This is a genomic window from Labilibaculum manganireducens (genome assembly GCF_002843385.1).
Taxonomy (GTDB): Bacteria; Bacteroidota; Bacteroidia; order Bacteroidales; family Marinifilaceae; genus Labilibaculum; species Labilibaculum manganireducens.
This window is the reverse complement of the sequence record NZ_MVDE01000022.1, coordinates 64,843-82,733: the sequence shown is the minus strand read 5'-3', so window position 1 is coordinate 82,733 and position 17,891 is coordinate 64,843. Positions and strand designations below refer to the sequence as shown.

General features: G+C 37.5%; 15 protein-coding genes. 3 read left to right on the top strand and 12 right to left on the bottom strand.

What is annotated here, in order from left to right:
* Positions 1-657 precede the first annotated feature (657 nt).
* Positions 658-1,521 (top strand): HAD family hydrolase, encoded by an 864-nt coding sequence (locus tag BZG01_RS14325; RefSeq protein ID WP_101310529.1) that lies wholly within the window; start codon positions 658-660, stop codon positions 1,519-1,521.
* Here BZG01_RS14325 and BZG01_RS14320 read toward each other — a convergent pair.
* From BZG01_RS14320 to BZG01_RS14275, 10 genes are all read right to left on the bottom strand, one after another.
* Positions 1,487-2,710, bottom strand: coding sequence for an alanine dehydrogenase (locus tag BZG01_RS14320; RefSeq protein ID WP_101310528.1), 1,224 nt, complete (start codon positions 2,708-2,710; stop codon positions 1,487-1,489). The genes BZG01_RS14325 and BZG01_RS14320 overlap by 35 nt on opposite strands.
* A gap of 87 nt (positions 2,711-2,797) precedes the next feature.
* A complete protein-coding gene (gene tsaE / locus BZG01_RS14315) occupies positions 2,798-3,214 on the bottom strand; it encodes a tRNA (adenosine(37)-N6)-threonylcarbamoyltransferase complex ATPase subunit type 1 TsaE (protein WP_101310527.1) in 417 nt (138 codons plus the stop codon).
* 26 nt (positions 3,215-3,240) lie between these two features.
* Entirely contained in the window at positions 3,241-4,794 is a 1,554-nt protein-coding gene (porX, locus tag BZG01_RS14310) for a T9SS response regulator signal transducer PorX (protein ID WP_101310526.1), read from the bottom strand.
* Between the two features lie 84 nt (positions 4,795-4,878).
* Positions 4,879-8,454 (bottom strand): type IX secretion system periplasmic lipoprotein PorW/SprE, encoded by a 3,576-nt coding sequence (gene porW / locus BZG01_RS14305; protein WP_143470920.1) that lies wholly within the window; start codon positions 8,452-8,454, stop codon positions 4,879-4,881.
* Positions 8,455-8,694: 240 nt separating this feature from the next.
* Positions 8,695-9,792: an Mrp/NBP35 family ATP-binding protein gene (locus BZG01_RS14300; protein ID WP_101310524.1), complete on the bottom strand. Its 1,098-nt coding sequence runs from the start codon at positions 9,790-9,792 to the stop codon at positions 8,695-8,697.
* Positions 9,793-9,860: 68 nt separating this feature from the next.
* On the bottom strand, positions 9,861-10,199 hold the full coding sequence (locus BZG01_RS14295) for an MGMT family protein (protein ID WP_101310523.1): 339 nt from the start codon (positions 10,197-10,199) through the stop codon (positions 9,861-9,863).
* 3 nt (positions 10,200-10,202) lie between these two features.
* Positions 10,203-10,943 carry a tRNA (guanosine(46)-N7)-methyltransferase TrmB gene (trmB, locus tag BZG01_RS14290; RefSeq protein ID WP_101310522.1) on the bottom strand — a complete coding sequence of 247 codons (741 nt, stop codon included), beginning with the start codon at positions 10,941-10,943 and terminating at the stop codon, positions 10,203-10,205.
* A 17-nt stretch (positions 10,944-10,960) separates the two neighbouring features.
* Entirely contained in the window at positions 10,961-11,431 is a 471-nt protein-coding gene (locus tag BZG01_RS14285; protein WP_101310521.1) for a gliding motility lipoprotein GldH, read from the bottom strand.
* Positions 11,432-11,433: 2 nt separating this feature from the next.
* Entirely contained in the window at positions 11,434-12,579 is a 1,146-nt protein-coding gene (locus tag BZG01_RS14280) for a PSP1 domain-containing protein (RefSeq protein WP_101310520.1), read from the bottom strand.
* Positions 12,580-12,673: 94 nt separating this feature from the next.
* Positions 12,674-13,798 carry a DNA polymerase III subunit gene (locus tag BZG01_RS14275; protein ID WP_101310519.1) on the bottom strand — a complete coding sequence of 375 codons (1,125 nt, stop codon included), beginning with the start codon at positions 13,796-13,798 and terminating at the stop codon, positions 12,674-12,676.
* Between the two features lie 325 nt (positions 13,799-14,123).
* On the opposite strand from BZG01_RS14275, the gene BZG01_RS14270 reads away from it, so the two are divergent.
* Positions 14,124-15,347, top strand: coding sequence for a phosphoglycerate kinase (locus BZG01_RS14270; RefSeq protein ID WP_245870380.1), 1,224 nt, complete (start codon positions 14,124-14,126; stop codon positions 15,345-15,347).
* Positions 15,348-15,563: 216 nt separating this feature from the next.
* On the opposite strand, the gene BZG01_RS21575 is transcribed toward BZG01_RS14270, so the two are convergent.
* The gene (locus BZG01_RS21575; protein WP_180327329.1) at positions 15,564-15,725 is read right to left on the bottom strand and encodes a hypothetical protein; all 162 of its coding nucleotides are present in this window, start codon (positions 15,723-15,725) and stop codon (positions 15,564-15,566) included.
* Between the two features lie 53 nt (positions 15,726-15,778).
* Here BZG01_RS21575 and BZG01_RS14265 point away from each other — a divergent pair, with 53 nt between their 5' ends.
* A complete protein-coding gene (locus BZG01_RS14265) occupies positions 15,779-16,762 on the top strand; it encodes a long-chain-fatty-acid--protein ligase (protein WP_101310518.1) in 984 nt (327 codons plus the stop codon).
* Between the two features lie 101 nt (positions 16,763-16,863).
* On the opposite strand, the gene galE is transcribed toward BZG01_RS14265, so the two are convergent.
* The gene (gene galE, locus BZG01_RS14260; RefSeq protein WP_101310517.1) at positions 16,864-17,886 is read right to left on the bottom strand and encodes a UDP-glucose 4-epimerase GalE; all 1,023 of its coding nucleotides are present in this window, start codon (positions 17,884-17,886) and stop codon (positions 16,864-16,866) included.
* Positions 17,887-17,891 lie beyond the last annotated feature (5 nt).

Here is a 17,891-nt window from a genome sequence, read left to right as displayed (position 1 = left end):
TTTGTTGTTTTGGACAACAGGTTATGAGATCTCTCGGGATAAGATAACGTACTTTCGTCACGTCCTACTTGATTTACTCTTAGTGGTTACGGTTGACTTTTGGGTTTTCCCAATCCATAGCTCGGTTACCCACACTAATAAGCCTTATATCAAGTTTCTGTTCGTTAGAACGATGACTTTGCTGATGGCTTCCTTCAGATTTGGGGTCGCCCCCAACACCCTTGCCAATTGCTAGTTCTTCCTGTCAACTCGGCGAACTCAAGAACGTTTCATCTTGATAGCACGTTACCATGCCCGACATACTAATCCATTGCACTACTACATTTGTAATAATGCAATTCAAAACTACTTTACAAGTAAGAAAACCGAATGTGATAAGAATTTGTGTAATTGAGATTATTATGTCTCGCTAATTGCCACAGGTTGCAGACTTGCGGGAGGTGGGAGAGAACTCAAAAAAACGACTATCCATAAGCCCCTTTAGGGGTTTGGGGTAAGCGTATGGAATTACAACTGACAATAATTGTTCTCCCGAAAGTGTAATTTGATTGGAAATACAGAAGATCAAGAAAATGCATTTTCCCTATATAAGCATCATCTCCTATAGAATTGTCATTCTAAATTGGTAAATTTAGAGTTCTTCCAAAACTCTCTTTTATGACTCCAAAAATAAAAATCGTAGTTACTGATTTAGACGGCACTTTGCTTCCTTCGCTGGGTAGTATCAGCAAAAAAAATTACGACACTCTGTACAAGCTAAAAGAACAAGAAATTATTAGAGTGATTGCCACGGGAAGAACCCTTTACTCAGCTTTGGCAGTATTGCCTGAAGATTTTCCGATTGATTACCTCATTTTTTCATCGGGAGCAGGCATTATGCAATGGAATACGAAAGAATTGATCTACTCTCAGCAAATTGAGGCCGAAGAAGTTTTGGAGGTATCGAAAATTTTAATCGATCATGAAATTGATTTTATGATTCTCGATCCAATTCCTCTGAATCATCAGTTCTGGTACTATCAAAGCGGAAATAAAAATTTAGATTTTGACCGAAGGCTGGCTCTTTACAAGCAATTTGCAACACCTGTGGGTAAACTGGAAGATACCAAACGGGATGCCTGCCAGATTTTGGCCATACTTCCCAATAAAGTAGATTGGTTTGAGGAATTAAAGGCAAAATTTACAGATATTAAAATCATTCGGGCAACTTCGCCACTCGATCATGAATCGATTTGGATGGAGATTTTTCCCGAGCACATCTCAAAAGGACTAGGATGTCAGTGGCTTTGCAATAAATTAGGGATCTCAAATACCGAATCATTTGCAATAGGAAATGATTACAACGATATTGATCTGCTCGATTGGGGGGAGCACAGTTTTGTGGTAGCCAATGCTCCCAAAGAATTGCGGTTAAAATATCAGGTAACCGATAGTGTTACTGATGATGGTTTTTCCAAAGCTGTAGAATGTATATTAAAAAAACAAACTACATCGCAGCAAGCAGCAAATCGATGTCTTTAGCCAAAATGCCAAACGAATCGCCCAAGCGACGATTGGTTAGAATTCCTCTGTAAATATACGTTCCATGCCGCAAGCCAATATCATGTTTAATAAACTGATGCACACCTCCGTTGTTTCCAATTTGCAATAACAATGGCGAACAGATGTTGCTTAGGGCAAGAGAAGCCGTTCTGGCTACATGAGAAGGTACATTGGGGACACAATAATGCAAAACACCAAACTTTTTAAATACCGGATCTTTATGCGTGGTCATCATTGAGGTTTCGAAACAACCACCCTGATCGATACTCAGATCGATAATGATAGAACCCGGCTTCATTTTTGAAACCATATCTTCGGTAACAATAAAACCGCTTACATTTTTTTCGTAACGCAATGCACCAATTACAACATCGGCCGAGGCCAAGGCTTTTTCCAAAACATGAGGATGAAAAATTGATGTGAATACACGATGTCCCAAATGATCTTCCAATCTGCGCAGGCGATAAATTGAATCGTCGAACACTTTAACCATAGCACCCAATCCTGTGGCAGATCTTGTGGCATATTCAGCAGCTGTTCCTGCACCCAAAACAATCACTTCGGTTGGTGTTATTCCGGTAATTCCACCCAGCATAACCCCTTTTCCTCCATGAGCCTTGCTTAAATATTCGCCGGCAATCATTACTGAAGAAATCCCGGCAATCTCGGACATGGAACGAACAACCGGAAAAAAATCATTTTCATCCTTCACCAATTCCAGCGCAATAGCCGTCACTTTTTTTTGCATTAACTTGCGGATGTTCTCTACACACTGACTTTTAATTTGAAGAGCAGAAAACAGAATCTGATTTCCCCGAAGCATATCAATTTCTGAAGACGACAAGGGTGAAACCTGAATGATCACATCACATTGATAAATCTCACTTTTATTACTGACAATCTGAGCACCGTTTTCGCTGTATTCCTTATCGGTATAATTGGATGCCAGTCCTGCACCACGTTCAATCATAACATCGTGACCATTATTCACCAGGACTTCTACAGACTGAGGAGTTAAACAAATACGGTTTTCACCTTTACCTTCCTCTCTTGGGATACCAATGGCTAATTGTTTACGTCGACGTTCAACTTCCAACATTTCTTCTTTAGGCTGGTAAAATTTCTGCCCAATCGGAAAATTCCTCGATCTTTCACTTAGTGGCGCCATATAAAAATTGTAATATTAAAGAAGATTATAACAAGTATAATGAATCTACAATTTAAACAATTTTTTACTATTATGCATATTCCTTAATCAGTGAATGGTAATCGAGCGACTGCCATCCATTTCTTCCTTAAAAAAGACTTCCACAGTATCGTTAGGTAAAATAGATTCAATTTTTTCGGGCCACTCAATAAAACACATGGCGTTACCGTAAAAATAATCCTCGTAACCAAAATCATAAGCCTCTTTTACATCCTCAATCCGATAGAAATCAAAATGGTAAATAATGTCATCTTTCGGTGTATGATATTCGTTCACAATAGAAAACGTTGGGCTATTAATAGTATCCTCAACGCCCATTTCATCACAAATTGCTTTTACAAAGGTGGTTTTTCCAACACCCATTGCTCCATAAAGAGCAAATACACGCTTTTTTCCCACTATGGAAAGAAATTCTTTTGCTGCTGCATTAATCTCTTTCAGCGAGTTAATTTTTAATACACTCATTTTCGAAAACAATTGAAATCTAACTTCTAGCGCGGATTTAGTGTTATTAACGGAACTAAAACCTCCTCGAGCGAAATTCCTCCATGCTGAAAAGTATTTCGGTAATAGGAACTGTAGTAGTTAAAGTTATTTGGATAAGCCAAAAAATCCTCGCCCAATGCAAAGATATAAGAAGAACTTACATTTACCTGAGGCAGAAGTGCTTTTCGTGGATCTGTCACCTCAAAAACATGCTTTGGATTGTAGTTTAGGTTCTTACCCATTTTATACCGCAAATTGGTATTTGTTTGTCTGTCGCCAATCACCTTTACCGCATTTTGAACCCGAATGGAACCATGATCGGTTGTAATAACCAGCTTTACATTCTTTTCGGCCAGCTTCTTAATTAATTCCAATAACATAGAATGTTCGAACCAGGAAAGAGTCAAAGAGCGATATGCAGCCTCATCAGGAGCCAAATCACGGATCATATCACTTTCGGTGCGGGCATGCGAAAGCATATCCACAAAATTATAGACAAAAACGCTCAACTGAGATTCCAGAATAGAGCTGATATTCTCCATTACTTTGGCACCCATTTTTTCGTTATTGATTTTCTCGTAATGGTAGCTTACATCCTTGTAATCGCGTTTAAACTGAAATCCGATAAACTCCTCTTCGTGAATGTTCTTACTCGACTCTTCATCCTCATGAATCCAGTGACCGGGATGTTTCTTTTGAATGTCCAAAGGCATTAAACCTGAAAACATTGAATTTCGGGCATACTGGGTTGCTGTAGGTAAAATGGAATAATACATATCATCATCTACCACCGAATAGTAACTGTTAATTACAGGATATAAGGTTTGCCACTGATCGTAGCGAAGGTTATCAATAAGAATAAAAGCTACCTTTTGTCCTTTATCAAGCAAAGGATAAACCTTTTCTTTAAAAACGGCAGGAGTTAGTAACGGTTTATCCGTATTGCCAGGCTCCAACCATTCCAAATAATTCTTTTTTATAAAACGGGCAAACAAATTATTGGCTTCGTTCTTTTGCATGCGCAGAATTTCATCCATTCCCGATTCTTCAATATTGGCAAGTTCCAATTCCCAGAACACCAGCTTCCGGTACATTTTCATCCAATCGGTAAAATCGCGGCAATCGTTGATTTCCATTCCCAATTGTCCGAACCGCGACTGGTAAGCAATCGTTGTTTTTTCCGAAACCAATCTTTTTTTATCGATGTGCTTCTTAATGGTAAGCAATATCTGGTTCGGATTTACTGGTTTTATCAGATAATCAGAAATCTGCTTTCCAATTGCCTCATCCATAATGTCCTCTTCCTCACTCTTGGTAATCATGACAACCGGCAGCGCCGAATCGATGGATTTAATTTCACCTAAAGCTTCCAAACCACTCATGCCAGGCATGTTTTCATCCAGTAAAACCAAATCGAAATGATCCTCGCGAACCATATCTATTGCATCATGAGCGTTATTGCATGGTTTTACAATGTATCCTTTTCCTTCTAAAAAAATAATGTGAGGTTTCAACAGCTCAATCTCATCATCTACCCAAAGTATCGTAATATCTTTCACAAACGTTCATTTTTAGTTCAACCGGGAAATAACCAGGCTTAGTACCAGAAGTAACGAAATACGGAACCTTTTATTTCGCAGAGTTTACCTAAGATACCACTTTTTAAAAAATTCCAGGTAAACAGCAGGATCGCCATCCTTCATGAAAACATCTAAATTTTCATCAGAAATAACAAAGTTTCGGTAGTTAACTTTCTCAACGGGTTCAAAAAGAATACGATTCGTGACAATTGCCCTGAAATACATCATGGCCTGCTTTTTATTACGCATATTGGTAACTAAAAGAATTTCCCGATTCTCATCCAAAGCACGAACTTCCACTTTTAAACTTTTTGTATTGTATTTCTTAATTCCGTTTACAAGTTGTTTTTTATTTACATTATCTGTAGAATAAACCAATGCAAAATAGTGCGGCACCTCTTCTTTGTAGGTATATATCCCTTCCTGAACTAATTTCGCCTTCGGTTTAACTACCTCTGTTTTTTCATTATTCAAGTAGTTTTCTTTGAAAAAATCAAGATAAGGGAACAAGGTTTTACTGATGTAGAATTTATTAAAATTCTCTTCGGTAATCACAAAGTTTCGATATTCTACATTTGCCAGTTGCGCATACACCGACTCATCTTTTATCAGATTCCTAAAATAACTCATTGCCTCGGCCTTAGAGCCAACATTATTCACCACAATCATATTTAAGTCGTCATCGTACTGATCTCTTAATACGCTAAAATCTTTGTCATGATTAAAAATATCAGTCCTTAATTTGCCAATATTTACTTTTCGTGCCGGTACCAAAAGAATAAACTTATGATTGTCGTTGGCATTAACTGCAAACTTTGTTGAATCCAAATTCGAATTCACAGAAACCAACTTATCATTCCGCCTAACGGTTGTTTTTCTGTCTGTTCTGCTGATATTAAAATAGCTTTGGGTATAAAAATCCAGATAACCTTCAACATCCTGATTCTTCTTAAAAACATTAAAATTAGAGACAGAAATCACAAAATTCCGGTAATCAGCATTCTCTAAACCTGCAAAAGCATTATCATTCGTGATAACTCCATTAAAATAATTCAAAGCATCTTCTTTATTCTCCAGCCCCTTCACCATTATCATGATCTGCTCTTTGTTTAAAGAGAGTCTATCTACTTTAAAAACACGGTTATTGTATGCCTCTGAATTGTATTTGGAAATATTAAACAGCGTTCGGTTAGGATCAGCATCCTTCTTGTCAAACAGCAATACAAAATAGTGCTCTTCTGCTTCATCAAATTTATAAATCGGCTTCTCTTTTACCTCTTTCTCTTTTCGGGCAAGAGTAACAGCAGCCTGATCACCTTCAATCCGCCAATTTCTAAGCAAACGATTTTGCCGGGCCTGTTCCATGTCCAGTTCAGTATACTGCATCGGAACCGCACCATCATCAAGTCCTTTTAAAATGGCTTTGGCAGTATTCGCTATTTCGGGTGTAGGTTTCGACTCGAGCAACTGATCCAATGATTGTCGAAACTGTGATACATTTTTTGTTCTTCCAATGCACAAGGCCCGTAAAAATAAAAAACGTGGGCGTAATTCACTTTCCGGATATCTCAACAAACCTTCGTTACAGCTTTTTATAACTCTTAGGTAATAGAAATTCTGGTAATCCTCATAGGCTGCAGCATACAATTGGTTCGCCTTTTGACCTTCCGCTTCAATTTTAGCAAAGAAATTAGGATCGCTGAGTGCTTTCGCATAATCACTTCCCTTGAACTCAGTTAATATCTTATTCTTATAAACATCAGCTTTCGAAGAATTTCCAATCTCCTTATTTAATGAATAAATATGGTAGTATGCTGATAACAGATATGGATTATCCGGAAATCTCTGAATGAGTATTTCCATTGTCTCTAAAGCCTTTTCAGGATTATTCAATTTTTCCTCATACACCAATGCCGCCTGATACAAACCCAACATGATTCGTTCATTGGACTTTTCCATTCCTCCTTTTGTAACCGGCAAATCAACCAGGTAATAATCTTTCGATTTAGGGTCCTTTTTAAGTGATGGATCCACAGAATCAGTTCCTGTATTATCTTCTAATGCAAGTTCAACATCCTCAATACTAAAAGTCGATTTATTTTTCCTTCTCCAGTTATCTTCTAATTTTCGTCGTCCCCACTTTCGCTGGAAATCTGATTTCCCCAGACCAATATTGGTAGGATTATAGAAATACCAGTTGCCTTGACTTGCAGTGGCTCTATTGGCGTTTCCCAACATATTATTCTGACTAAAAAAGGCTCTGTTTGAAACCGCTTCTGCTTCTTTTTGCTTTTGTTCTCTTTCCTTATCGTTGATTTCCTGAATGATTCCCTGAATCAATTTGTCTCTGTCAGCAGAACTCATGGAAGCCACCCGCTGCAGACTATCTTCTCTCTCAACCAAATTAAGATTGTTCACCAATTCGGTCAAATTTCCAATTCGAACTGATATTTCAGAATAATTGGGATAGTCTTTGCCCAGATATGTCATGGAACTATCATAACACATTTGAGATTTTGGATAATTCAGATCTTCAAAATAGTAATCTCCTAATTTTAAGAATGATATTGCCTTTTGATTTTCATTGTAAACAGTTCGTTTCGTTGATTCCCAATAATTTGAAACCGCAGCATCCATATTTCCGTCCTTCACGTCCATTTCCGCCAGAGCGTAGTAAATCTGATCCTGATATTCTGTATTCTTTTCATCGCGGAGCATTTTTCGCAAACTCTTCCGGATTTCTTCGCCATTCTCATTTCCAGTGTATGACAATGCACTGCTGATTTTGGCATTAAATGTCATCTCATAAGATGCATTTAAGTCAATCAGTTTTTGCAAAGTACGCAGCGAAGCATCGGCATCCCCCAACTTTTGATAAAGCTGTGCAGTTAAATAGTAGTATCTTGCTTTTTTAGATTTAGAACCTACAAGAATAATTGCTCTTCCCAGTTCGTCAATTGCACTTTCATACTTTTTTTGCTGAATTGCAGTACTTGCGCGCAAAGTTGATATGTGAAGAATAAAATCTTTAGGAAGTTTAGGATCATCGGTTAATCGGTCAAGAATTTCATTTCCCGCTATCAACTCACCTCTATCAATTAAACTACGGGCCAAACCAAGTTTTGCTTCCGGAATTAAATCCGATTCGGGGTATTCTTTTAAAATAAACTCAAATGCTTTTTCAGATACATGATGCTCTCCTTTGTAGAATTTTGCTTTCCCAATTAGCAGATAACAATCATCTATCCAATCATTGTATTCCTTCTTTTTTCTAAACTCTTTGTATTTCTCCGATTGATTGCCTTTTTTACGTTTAGGATTGCGCGTAATCGAATGTATTTTTATGGCCTTGGCTGCCTTTTCGAGGGCTCTGTCCATATCGGAAAAAGACAATGCTCTGGCAGTTGGATCCTGATACTCAAAAACAGGAAGAAGCAAAGAATAATTCTCGGTAATTCCGTCTTCAATTTTCTTTTCACCTTTCTTCAGGCTTTCTTTCCCATTAAAATAAACATTGTAATGTGTGGTTAATGCATGATATTGTCTGCTTACAAATGTATTTTTCTGATTTGAACAGCCAAACACAAAAAGTAAACAACAAACTCCAACATACGCTTTTTGAAAAAATTTACTAGCCAAGACTTATCGTTTTGTTAGATAACCGTTAAAATTGAGAAATTAGTATACGAAGGAACAATAAAAAGTAAAATTTCACTTACAACTTCTTCATAAACCATATAAATCAAACAGTTAATCTAAATCTGATTATAAATAGTAATACTCCTGAAAATTATTAAAACTTTCTGAATATAAGCTTATTTAAGCGAAAATAAAAAAGGAGCATCAGATGCTCCCTTTCAAATCATAATATCTGATACTTTATCGAGTAATTTCTACACGCTTTGTTGGGTCTTTGTCTGCGTTTCTTTGATCAACAACTGACATCAGTTTTGTAGCCAAATCGGCGAAAGCCATACCTGTAACTGTATCTGTATTAACAGCAGCCGGAGTTCCGTTGTCGCCGCCTTCTCTAATACTCTGCACCAGTGGAATTTGTCCCAATAAATCAATGCCTTTTTCTTCAGCAAGATTTTTACAACCATCTTTACCAAAAATGTAGTATTTATTCTCTGGCAATTCAGCAGGAGTAAACCAAGCCATATTTTCAACCATTCCCAAAACAGGAACATTCACACCCGCTCCTTCGAACATGCTGATTGCTTTAACTGCATCAGCCAAAGCTACTTCCTGAGGTGTACTAACAATAACAGCACCAGTAACCGGAACTGTTTGAACCAAAGTAAGGTGAATATCACTTGTTCCCGGTGGCAAATCGATCAATACAAAATCAAGCTCACCCCAGTTTCCTTCTTCAATCATTTGTTTTAATGCATTCGAAGCCATTGGTCCGCGCCAAACGGTTGCCTGAGCAGGATCTACAAAGAATCCGATCGACAACATTTTCACGCCAAATTTTTCATGAGGCTCAATTCTGTCTTTGTCGTCAATCTTAATTAAGCTCGGACGTGCTGCTTCAGAGCCAAACATTTTAGGAACTGAAGGACCAAAAATATCTGCATCAATTAAACCAACCTTAGCACCGGCATTGGCCAAAGCTACAGCCAAATTTGAAGCTACCGTTGATTTTCCAACGCCGCCTTTACCGGAAGCAATTGCAATGATATTTTTCACATTGGGAAGAACTCCAGGCTCATCAACAATATGAACCGCTTTCACCTTGATGTTTCCTTTAATTTCTGCGTCTTTATCAACAAATTTCAAAATGGCCGAAACACAAAGTTTTTTTAAGGTAATAATATTTGGATCGTCTGATTTTTGGAAAACCAGATCAAAACCAATTTTTTTGCCTTCAATTTTAATGTTACGAACCATATCCAGGGCCATGATATCCTTATCGGAACCAGGAAACTTTACCAATCGCAAAGCATCCGTAACCTGTTTTTGAGTATAACTCATGATATATTAAATTTTAAGTCTTTGAATTATTTAAAGAATACGTACAAATGTATGTATTTAGATTCTATTTAAATAGTTATCCCACCTAGTTCTTTGAATGGATCCCAAAAAACACGATCGAAATTTTGTATTTGATCGTCGATAACCACAATGCCTTCACTTTCCAAAAGTTCCTGCATTACATTTTCACCCGGAAAGTGATGTTTTCCTGACAGCATTCCCAATCGGTTCACCACCCGATGTGCGGGCGTGTATTCTTTGTGAGCATGACACTGGTTCATAGCCCAACCTACCATTCTCGATCCTCGCGGAGAACCAACAAATCGGACAATTGCGCCATAACTGGTTGCTCGTCCTGCGGGAATTAACCGAACTACATCGTAAATTCGGGAATACAAATCAGACATTAGCTATTCTTTTTTCTCCCTGCCAAAGCTTCGGTACCAATCCAATTCAATTTCTACATCAGGTTCAATAAACTCAGTTTTACCCTCAAGCATAAATTTATGATACTTAATCGGAATTCCCCGATTCAAAAATTGCTGCTCGTAAAAAGTTCTAATAGAGAGAATTTCATCCGCTTTGCCGGAATGATACAAATCGTTGGTATCAACAAGAACTTTTAGATTGTTCTCCTCGATAACATATTTAGTGTATTCATACAAAAAGTTACTATCCGTTTTTAAATGAACAATTCCCTCTTTAGATAGAAGATTACTATACAACTTTAAAAACCGGGTTCCCGTCAATCTCTTGCCAACTTTTTTCATTTGAGGATCTGGAAAAGTAATCCAAATTTCGGCAATTTCTCCTGCTTCAAAAATAGATTGAAGCAACTCTGCATAGGTTCTGATGAAAGCAACATTACTTAAACCATTATCGATAGCTTCTTTTGCACCACAATAGATGCGGGCTCCCTTTATGTCTATCCCAATAAAATTTTTATTTGGAAATTGTTTTGCCAAACCAACCGTATACTCACCCTTTCCACAACCAACTTCAAGAACTATAGGATTATCATTCTTAAACACATCCTTGTTCCACTTTCCTTTTAACTGATAGTTTGTTTCCCAAACTTCGTTGTGGGTTGGTTGAAAAACATTATCAAAAGACTTCATTTCAGCAAAGCGCTGTAATTTATTTTTTCCCACTTTTAAAACCTCTTATATTATCTATTTTCCTTCTCAATACGAATTCCAACATTTGCAATTCCCTTCAATTTCAGGTCGTACATGCCCTGAGTAATTTCAAACACATATTTTCCCGGTTTTGGAAAAACTACTATTTGCTTAAACGGAACCTGTAAATCAAAAATATCACCAAACCCGCTTCCATACCAATCACCGGTTTCATCAGCTAACTCAATCTCAACTTTCTCTTCTTCAATCTCATTGTCAGGTGATATTACTTTCACAAACACCCACAAATTACTGTAGGCATAATCTCCCGAATTGCGCAGATTGATGAAAATATTATTTGCCTGAACCGTATCTGTTATTTCCACTTCAAAACGAAGAATATTATCCTGATTCCATTCAAAATCAGGAATATTCTCATACTGTTCGTACACTCTGTTAGAATCACAGGAAAGTACTAAGACTCCCAGTAATAATGTGTAAAGAACCCTCAACATCTTCATGATTAGGACGGATTATTTTTTCGTGGTTTACGTCGGAATTTACGCTTCGCTTTTTTCGCTGCCGGTTTTTCCACCGAATCGAAACGATTCAAACTATCCTGACCAACTACATTTTCGTATTCCAAAGTTTTCTTAGGCTCTGCAACAAATTCTGTTACCAGTTTATTAACCTTAATGCCTTTTTTATTCTGTTTGATAATATCCTTAACGGTATCTACCGACAGCTGAACCATATTCATTGTGTTGTATTTATCATACGAATACCACATCAGCCTCTTAAAAATATCTGTCTTCTGATGATAAGCTGTACCATCTTTTGTTTCCAACGGAATATTTGTATTCGGAAAATCTTTTTGAGCATCGATGTAACAATCCAATTCGAAATTCAAACAACATTTAAGCTTACCACATTGACCGGCTAATTTCTGAGGATTCAATGAAATCTCCTGATAACGGGCGGCATTTGTTGTTACCGAAACAAAATTGGTAATCCAGGTTGAGCAGCAGAGTTCTCTTCCGCAGGGACCAATACCACCAATTCTTCCGGCCTCCTGCCTTGCACCAATCTGACGCATTTCAATCCGAATTTTAAACTGTTCGGCAAGCACTTTAATCAATTGACGAAAATCAACCCGATCATCAGCGATGTAGTAAAAAATTGCTTTGGTTTTATCGCCCTGATATTCTACATCACCAATCTTCATATTGAGTTTTAGTTCTGCAGACAGCTGGCGGGCCTTAATCATTGTTTTGTGTTCCAGCGCAATGGCCTCATGCCATTTTTCAATATCCACCGGCTTAGCCTTACGGTATATTTTTTTTGCCTCGTATGTTTTCGGATTCAGTTTCTGCTTTCGCATTTGCTCTACAACCAAATCTCCTGTTAGTGTAACAATTCCTATATCGTGTCCCGGTGATGCCTCTAAAGCAACAACATCGCCTCTTTGTAGTCTTAATTGATTCGAATTTGAGAAGAATCCCTTTCGGGTATTTTTAAATTTTACTTCAACGATATCCGGACATAACACACTCTCAGGAACATCACTCAACCAATCATAAACATCTAGTTTTCCATACAGAAGTCTATCATCCTTTTTATTGGAAGCACAACCTCCGCACTTCCCTTTTGGTTCCTTATTTTCTGTCATACGTATATTGATTATTAGTCGGTAACCGACCGCAAAAATAATGATTTTAATTTATAAACTTTTAAAGATACTAATTCGCCGAATTAATAGCCTCTTATGGCCTTAATAATTTAACCAGTTTCAAGCTCAGATCTAGAAAAACAATTTTAGCATTGGCATTTCTGCCGATATCCGAATGAGCTTTTGAAAGCTCATCAGCCAGAATCCATACATTTTCCTCATTAATGAAAGGCGAAAACCGTTGAGAAAAATTCATTTCCTCGCCATTCAAAAATACCATTTCAGGCTTTTTTAAATTCAAAATGAAATTCTCGCGCACCATACGAACACAATAGTTTAAAAAACTCTTTTGACGTTCGCGGCCAATCCCTGCAATTTGTTCCGACCAATCCATTATTTCCATCACCTTACGCGCATAGCTCAATCGCATAATAGCAACAAAATTCTCAAAATTAAAAGCGTTTTCATCCGAATTCTGAATCAATATCCGGGCTTTACAATAGCTGCCGCCAGCCAAACGAACCACATTGCTTAACTCGGTTCCCGATAAATTAAACTCGGATGTAAGCGCCTGCGATAAATCTCTGGATTCAATTTTTGGAACATTTACAATCTGCGTTCTGGAAAGTATTGTCTGAAGAATTTTTTCCGGCTCTTCCGAAACCATTAAAAACAATGTTTTCTTTGGTGGTTCCTCAATCATTTTAAGCAATTTGTTGGCACAGGACCGATGCATCTTTTCCGGCAGCCAAATCACCATTATTTTGTAATCAGACTCATAAGTCTTCAGATTTAACTTGCGGATAATTTCATTACTCTCCGAAGAATATATTAAGCCCTGAGAATTGTCAACACCCAGAGTTTGGTACCATTCGCCCAAATCAAAATACGGATCACTTTCAATTTGAGATCTCCAGCTGCCAATAAAATTATCGCTCACCGGATTCGTAAAGCCTTTACCAGTTACTACCGGGAACACAAAATGTAAATCGGGATGAATTAACTTCTGGTATTTTTTGCATGATGAACAAACACCACATGAATCATTCTCCTTTTGATCCAAACAAGACACATATTGCGCAAAAGCAATTGCTAAAGGTAATTTTCCAACTCCGGCCGGTCCAACCAATAGCTGAGCGTGACTAATTCTATTTTCTTTTACTGTTTGTATGAACTGACTCTTTACCGATTCAAGTCCAATTATATCTTTGAATTGCATGAAATTAATTTCGATTCTGTTACAGGCATCCTAATGTTACCAATCACTTAACATTGATTTCCGAGCGATCACTAAAATGCAAAATTAGCTGCAAAAACTCATTAGGCTACCCAAAGTTAAAAAAATATCAGAGTGCTTTGCTAAAAGTAATCATCTTGCAATTAAGAAGTCTCCAAATCTGACGTTTTAGCTCCTATTATTCAAATTTATTTTTTTATGCAATCGTTTCAAAACTAATGCCTCATAACACCTAACCCACTGCATTAATTACAGATACAATAGTTTCCCCTATCTTTTTTGCACTCATTTGCAGAAAAAGCTACCTTTGGATACACGAAAAAAAACTAAAGACAATTATATCATGCAAAGTATTGACACTTACAATTTTTCAGGTAAAAAGGCTATTATCCGAGTAGATTTCAATGTGCCTTTGAACGAGCAATTCGAAATTACTGACGACACACGAATTCGTGCTGCTCTGCCTACTATCAAAAAAGTATTAGATGGTAATGGTTCTGCTATCCTGATGTCACATCTTGGTCGTCCAAAAGGTGTAGATGAGAAATTTTCATTGAAGCACATTGTTGCTCACCTTACAAAATCGATTGGTGTTGAAGTAAAGTTTGCTGATGATTGTATTGGTGAAAGTGCAAAAACTATGGCTGCTAATTTAAAGCCTGGTGAAGTTCTTTTATTGGAGAATCTTCGTTACTACAAAGAAGAAGAAAAAGGTGATGAAGAATTTGCTAAAAAATTAGCTGATTTAGCTGACCTTTGGATCAACGATGCATTTGGAACGGCTCACCGTGCACATGCTTCTACTGCTGTTATCGCAAAATTTTTCCCGGAAGCCAAACTTTTCGGATATGTAATGGAAGGCGAATTATCAAGCGTTGATAAGGTATTGAAAGATACCAAGCATCCGTTAACTGCCATTATGGGAGGAGCTAAGGTTTCTTCAAAAATTGAAATCATCCAAACATTAATGTCAAAAGTTGATCATTTGATTATTGGTGGTGGAATGACTTACACTTTTGTGAAAGCAATGGGTGGAACTATTGGAGACTCATTGGTTGAAGATGATAAATTAGAAATGGCCCGAGAAATTCTTCAGAAAGCAAAAGAGAACAACGTGAAACTTCACCTTGCTTCCGATGCTTTAATTGCTGATGCCTTCTCTAACGACGCTAACACTAAAGTGTGTGATGTAAATGCAATTCCTGAAGGATGGATGGGACTGGATGTTGCTGATGCAACTATCGCCAGCTTCTCAAAAGTAATTGAAGAATCAAAAACTATTCTTTGGAATGGTCCTGTTGGAGTATTCGAAATGGATACTTTCGCCAAAGGAACCAAAGCAATTGCTGATGCGATTGTAACTGCTACCGAAAAAGGTGCTTTCTCGTTAATTGGTGGTGGTGATTCTGTTGCTGCAATCAACAAATACGGTCTTGCTGACAAAGTAAGTTACGTTTCAACCGGTGGTGGTGCTTTATTGGAATACATCGAAGGAAAAGAATTACCAGGTGTAACAGCTATCAGAGGATAATTACTCCAAAATACTTCCCTTTGGGAAACCAAACGCAGTTCTGTAATGGAGCTGCGTTTTTTTATACTACAATCCCAAACACAGTAATAATCTGTCAAGCTATTTCAGGAGTTGATACTACAACACCTAATTTTATTAGCCCCGAGGCAGGTCACACCCTCCCATCGGGACTTTTATGCATCCAATCGGTAACTTGGAGCAGTCAATCGGCAACAATTACCTTCCAATTAGCAACTTGATGGCTTCCCGAGGCAAGGTATACCTTCCCATTGGCAATAAGTACCCATCCATTGGCAAATTAACTGCTCCAAGTGGCGATATCAAATCATTCCTTATCAATTTGGTCATTTTATCAGCCGCAGCTAAAAGCCCTTTCATCTTAAAGTTTTCAATTATCTTTGTCAATAAATCAACATTAAGGTATCAGATAAATGAATTGGGAAGAGGAAATATTTGCCATTACAAACGAAAATGATTTTGAAAAAACAGCACTACGGATTTTTCAATATCAGGCAACGAATAATATAGTTTACAAAGAATATCTGAAGCATTTAAAATTCGATATTTCAACGGTTAAAAGCCTTACTCAAATTCCCTTTCTTCCTATTGATTTCTTTAAATCGCACAAAGTGGTTTCTACCACTAAAACGGAGCAAGCCATTTTCACCAGCAGCGGAACAACAGGAAATTTAACCAGCCGCCATTATGTGCCCGATCTAAAAATTTATGAAGCCAGCTTTACCAAAGGATTTGAGCAATACTACGGGGCAGTAAGCGATTACTGCATTCTGGCTTTACTGCCTTCTTATTTGGAGCGCGAAGGTTCTTCTCTTATTTACATGATGGAGAAGTTGATAAAGGACAGCAAACATGAAAAAAGCGGCTTTTACCTGCACAATCATGAAGAATTAATTGCTGCGATTGCTGATCTGAAAAAACAGAATCAAAAGATTCTTTTGTTAGGTGTTAGTTTTGCTTTGCTCGATCTGGCTGAAAAATTCCAGCTGAATTTGGATGACGTAATCGTAATGGAAACGGGGGGAATGAAAGGGCGCAGAAAAGAAATTACCCGAGAGGAATTGCATGCTTTTCTGACCCAACGATTGGGTGTCGAAAAAATTCATTCGGAATATGGAATGACTGAATTGTTATCGCAGGCTTACTCGAAAGGAGACAGTCTGTTTTTTACGCCAAGCTGGATGAAAATTTTAATTCGGGATACTTACGATCCTTTTTCCTACGAACAGCAAGGCAGAAGCGGAGGCGTTAATGTAATCGATTTGGCTAACATACACTCTTGTTCCTTTATCGAAACACAGGATTTGGGACGAATTCATGCTGATGGAAGCTTCGAAATTCTGGGTCGTTTCGACCATTCCGATATCAGAGGCTGCAATTTGCTGGTGAATGAGTAAAAAAAGAAAACACCAAATAGAGTTTAATGAATGTAAACCAACTCTATTTGATGTTTATAAATTCCCCTACCAAAAGGAACTCAACATTGTATTTTTAACGCTTATTTATTTAAAGCTACCTGCCAGTTCCAAGCAGAAAGCAAGGTTTCGTCAAGACTTTTTTCAGACTGCCATCCTAATTCTTTATTTGAAAAAGTAGTATCGGCATAGATTTGTTCAATATCGCCGGCACGTCGTTCCACAATTTTATGAGGTACTTTTTCGCCTGTTGCCCGTTCGAAAGATTCAATAAGTTCCAATACTGAAACACCTTTTCCTGTTCCAATATTAAAAAATTCATAATTCGTTTTTTGCTTTTCTCCGATCAATCTGCTTATGGCTACAACATGAGCTTTTGCTAAATCGACAACATTAATGTAATCGCGAATGCAAGAACCATCGGGCGTATTGTAATCATTTCCAAATACACTTAACTCAGCACGCATACCTGCAACTGTTTGTGTTAAAAACGGAATTAAATTACCAGGAACCCCCAAAGGCAATTCTCCAATTTTTGTTGATGGATGAGCTCCAATAGGATTAAAGTAACGCAAGGCAATTCCTTTTAATTCAGGATTTGCTTTGGTTGTATCTCTAATAATATCTTCACAAATCGTTTTTGTATTTCCGTAAGGAGATTCGGCTTCTTTACGAGGTGTTGACTCGGTAACAGGCAATTTATCAGGCTGTCCGTAAACAGTGCACGATGAAGAGAAAACTAAATTAGGAATCTTAAATTCCTTCATTGCCTCCAAAATATTCATCAATGAATTTAAATTGTTTCTATAGTACAACAATGGTTTCACAACCGATTCCCCTACCGCCTTCGAGGCTGCAAAATGAATGACTGCATTTATTCCTGTATGTTTCTTGAAGAATTCTGTACACTCTTTTGCACAACTTAAATCTACCTTTTCGAACAATGGACGAATACCGGTAATCGCTTCAATACCATCTAAAACTTCAATTTTAGAATTTGATAAATTATCTGCAATCACAACTTCGCAGCCACTATTTTGAAGCTCGACTACAGTATGGGAACCAATATATCCGGTTCCCCCTGTTACTAATACTTTATTCGTCATAATCT

Excerpts from the sequence above, each read along its gene's own strand:
- BZG01_RS14325 (WP_101310529.1), top strand. The coding sequence starts at position 658 with ATGACTCCAAAAATAAAAATCGTAGTTACTGATTTAGACGGCACTTTG.
- BZG01_RS14320 (WP_101310528.1), bottom strand. The coding sequence starts at position 2,710 with ATGGCGCCACTAAGTGAAAGATCGAGGAATTTTCCGATTGGGCAGAAA.
- tsaE (WP_101310527.1), bottom strand. The coding sequence starts at position 3,214 with ATGAGTGTATTAAAAATTAACTCGCTGAAAGAGATTAATGCAGCAGCA.
- BZG01_RS14300 (WP_101310524.1), bottom strand. The coding sequence starts at position 9,792 with ATGAGTTATACTCAAAAACAGGTTACGGATGCTTTGCGATTGGTAAAG.
- BZG01_RS14295 (WP_101310523.1), bottom strand. The coding sequence starts at position 10,199 with ATGTCTGATTTGTATTCCCGAATTTACGATGTAGTTCGGTTAATTCCC.
- BZG01_RS14285 (WP_101310521.1), bottom strand. The coding sequence starts at position 11,431 with ATGAAGATGTTGAGGGTTCTTTACACATTATTACTGGGAGTCTTAGTA.
- BZG01_RS14280 (WP_101310520.1), bottom strand. The coding sequence starts at position 12,579 with ATGACAGAAAATAAGGAACCAAAAGGGAAGTGCGGAGGTTGTGCTTCC.
- BZG01_RS14275 (WP_101310519.1), bottom strand. The coding sequence starts at position 13,798 with ATGCAATTCAAAGATATAATTGGACTTGAATCGGTAAAGAGTCAGTTC.
- BZG01_RS21575 (WP_180327329.1), bottom strand. The coding sequence starts at position 15,725 with ATGAAAGGGCTTTTAGCTGCGGCTGATAAAATGACCAAATTGATAAGG.
- BZG01_RS14265 (WP_101310518.1), top strand. The coding sequence starts at position 15,779 with ATGAATTGGGAAGAGGAAATATTTGCCATTACAAACGAAAATGATTTT.
- galE (WP_101310517.1), bottom strand. The coding sequence starts at position 17,886 with ATGACGAATAAAGTATTAGTAACAGGGGGAACCGGATATATTGGTTCC.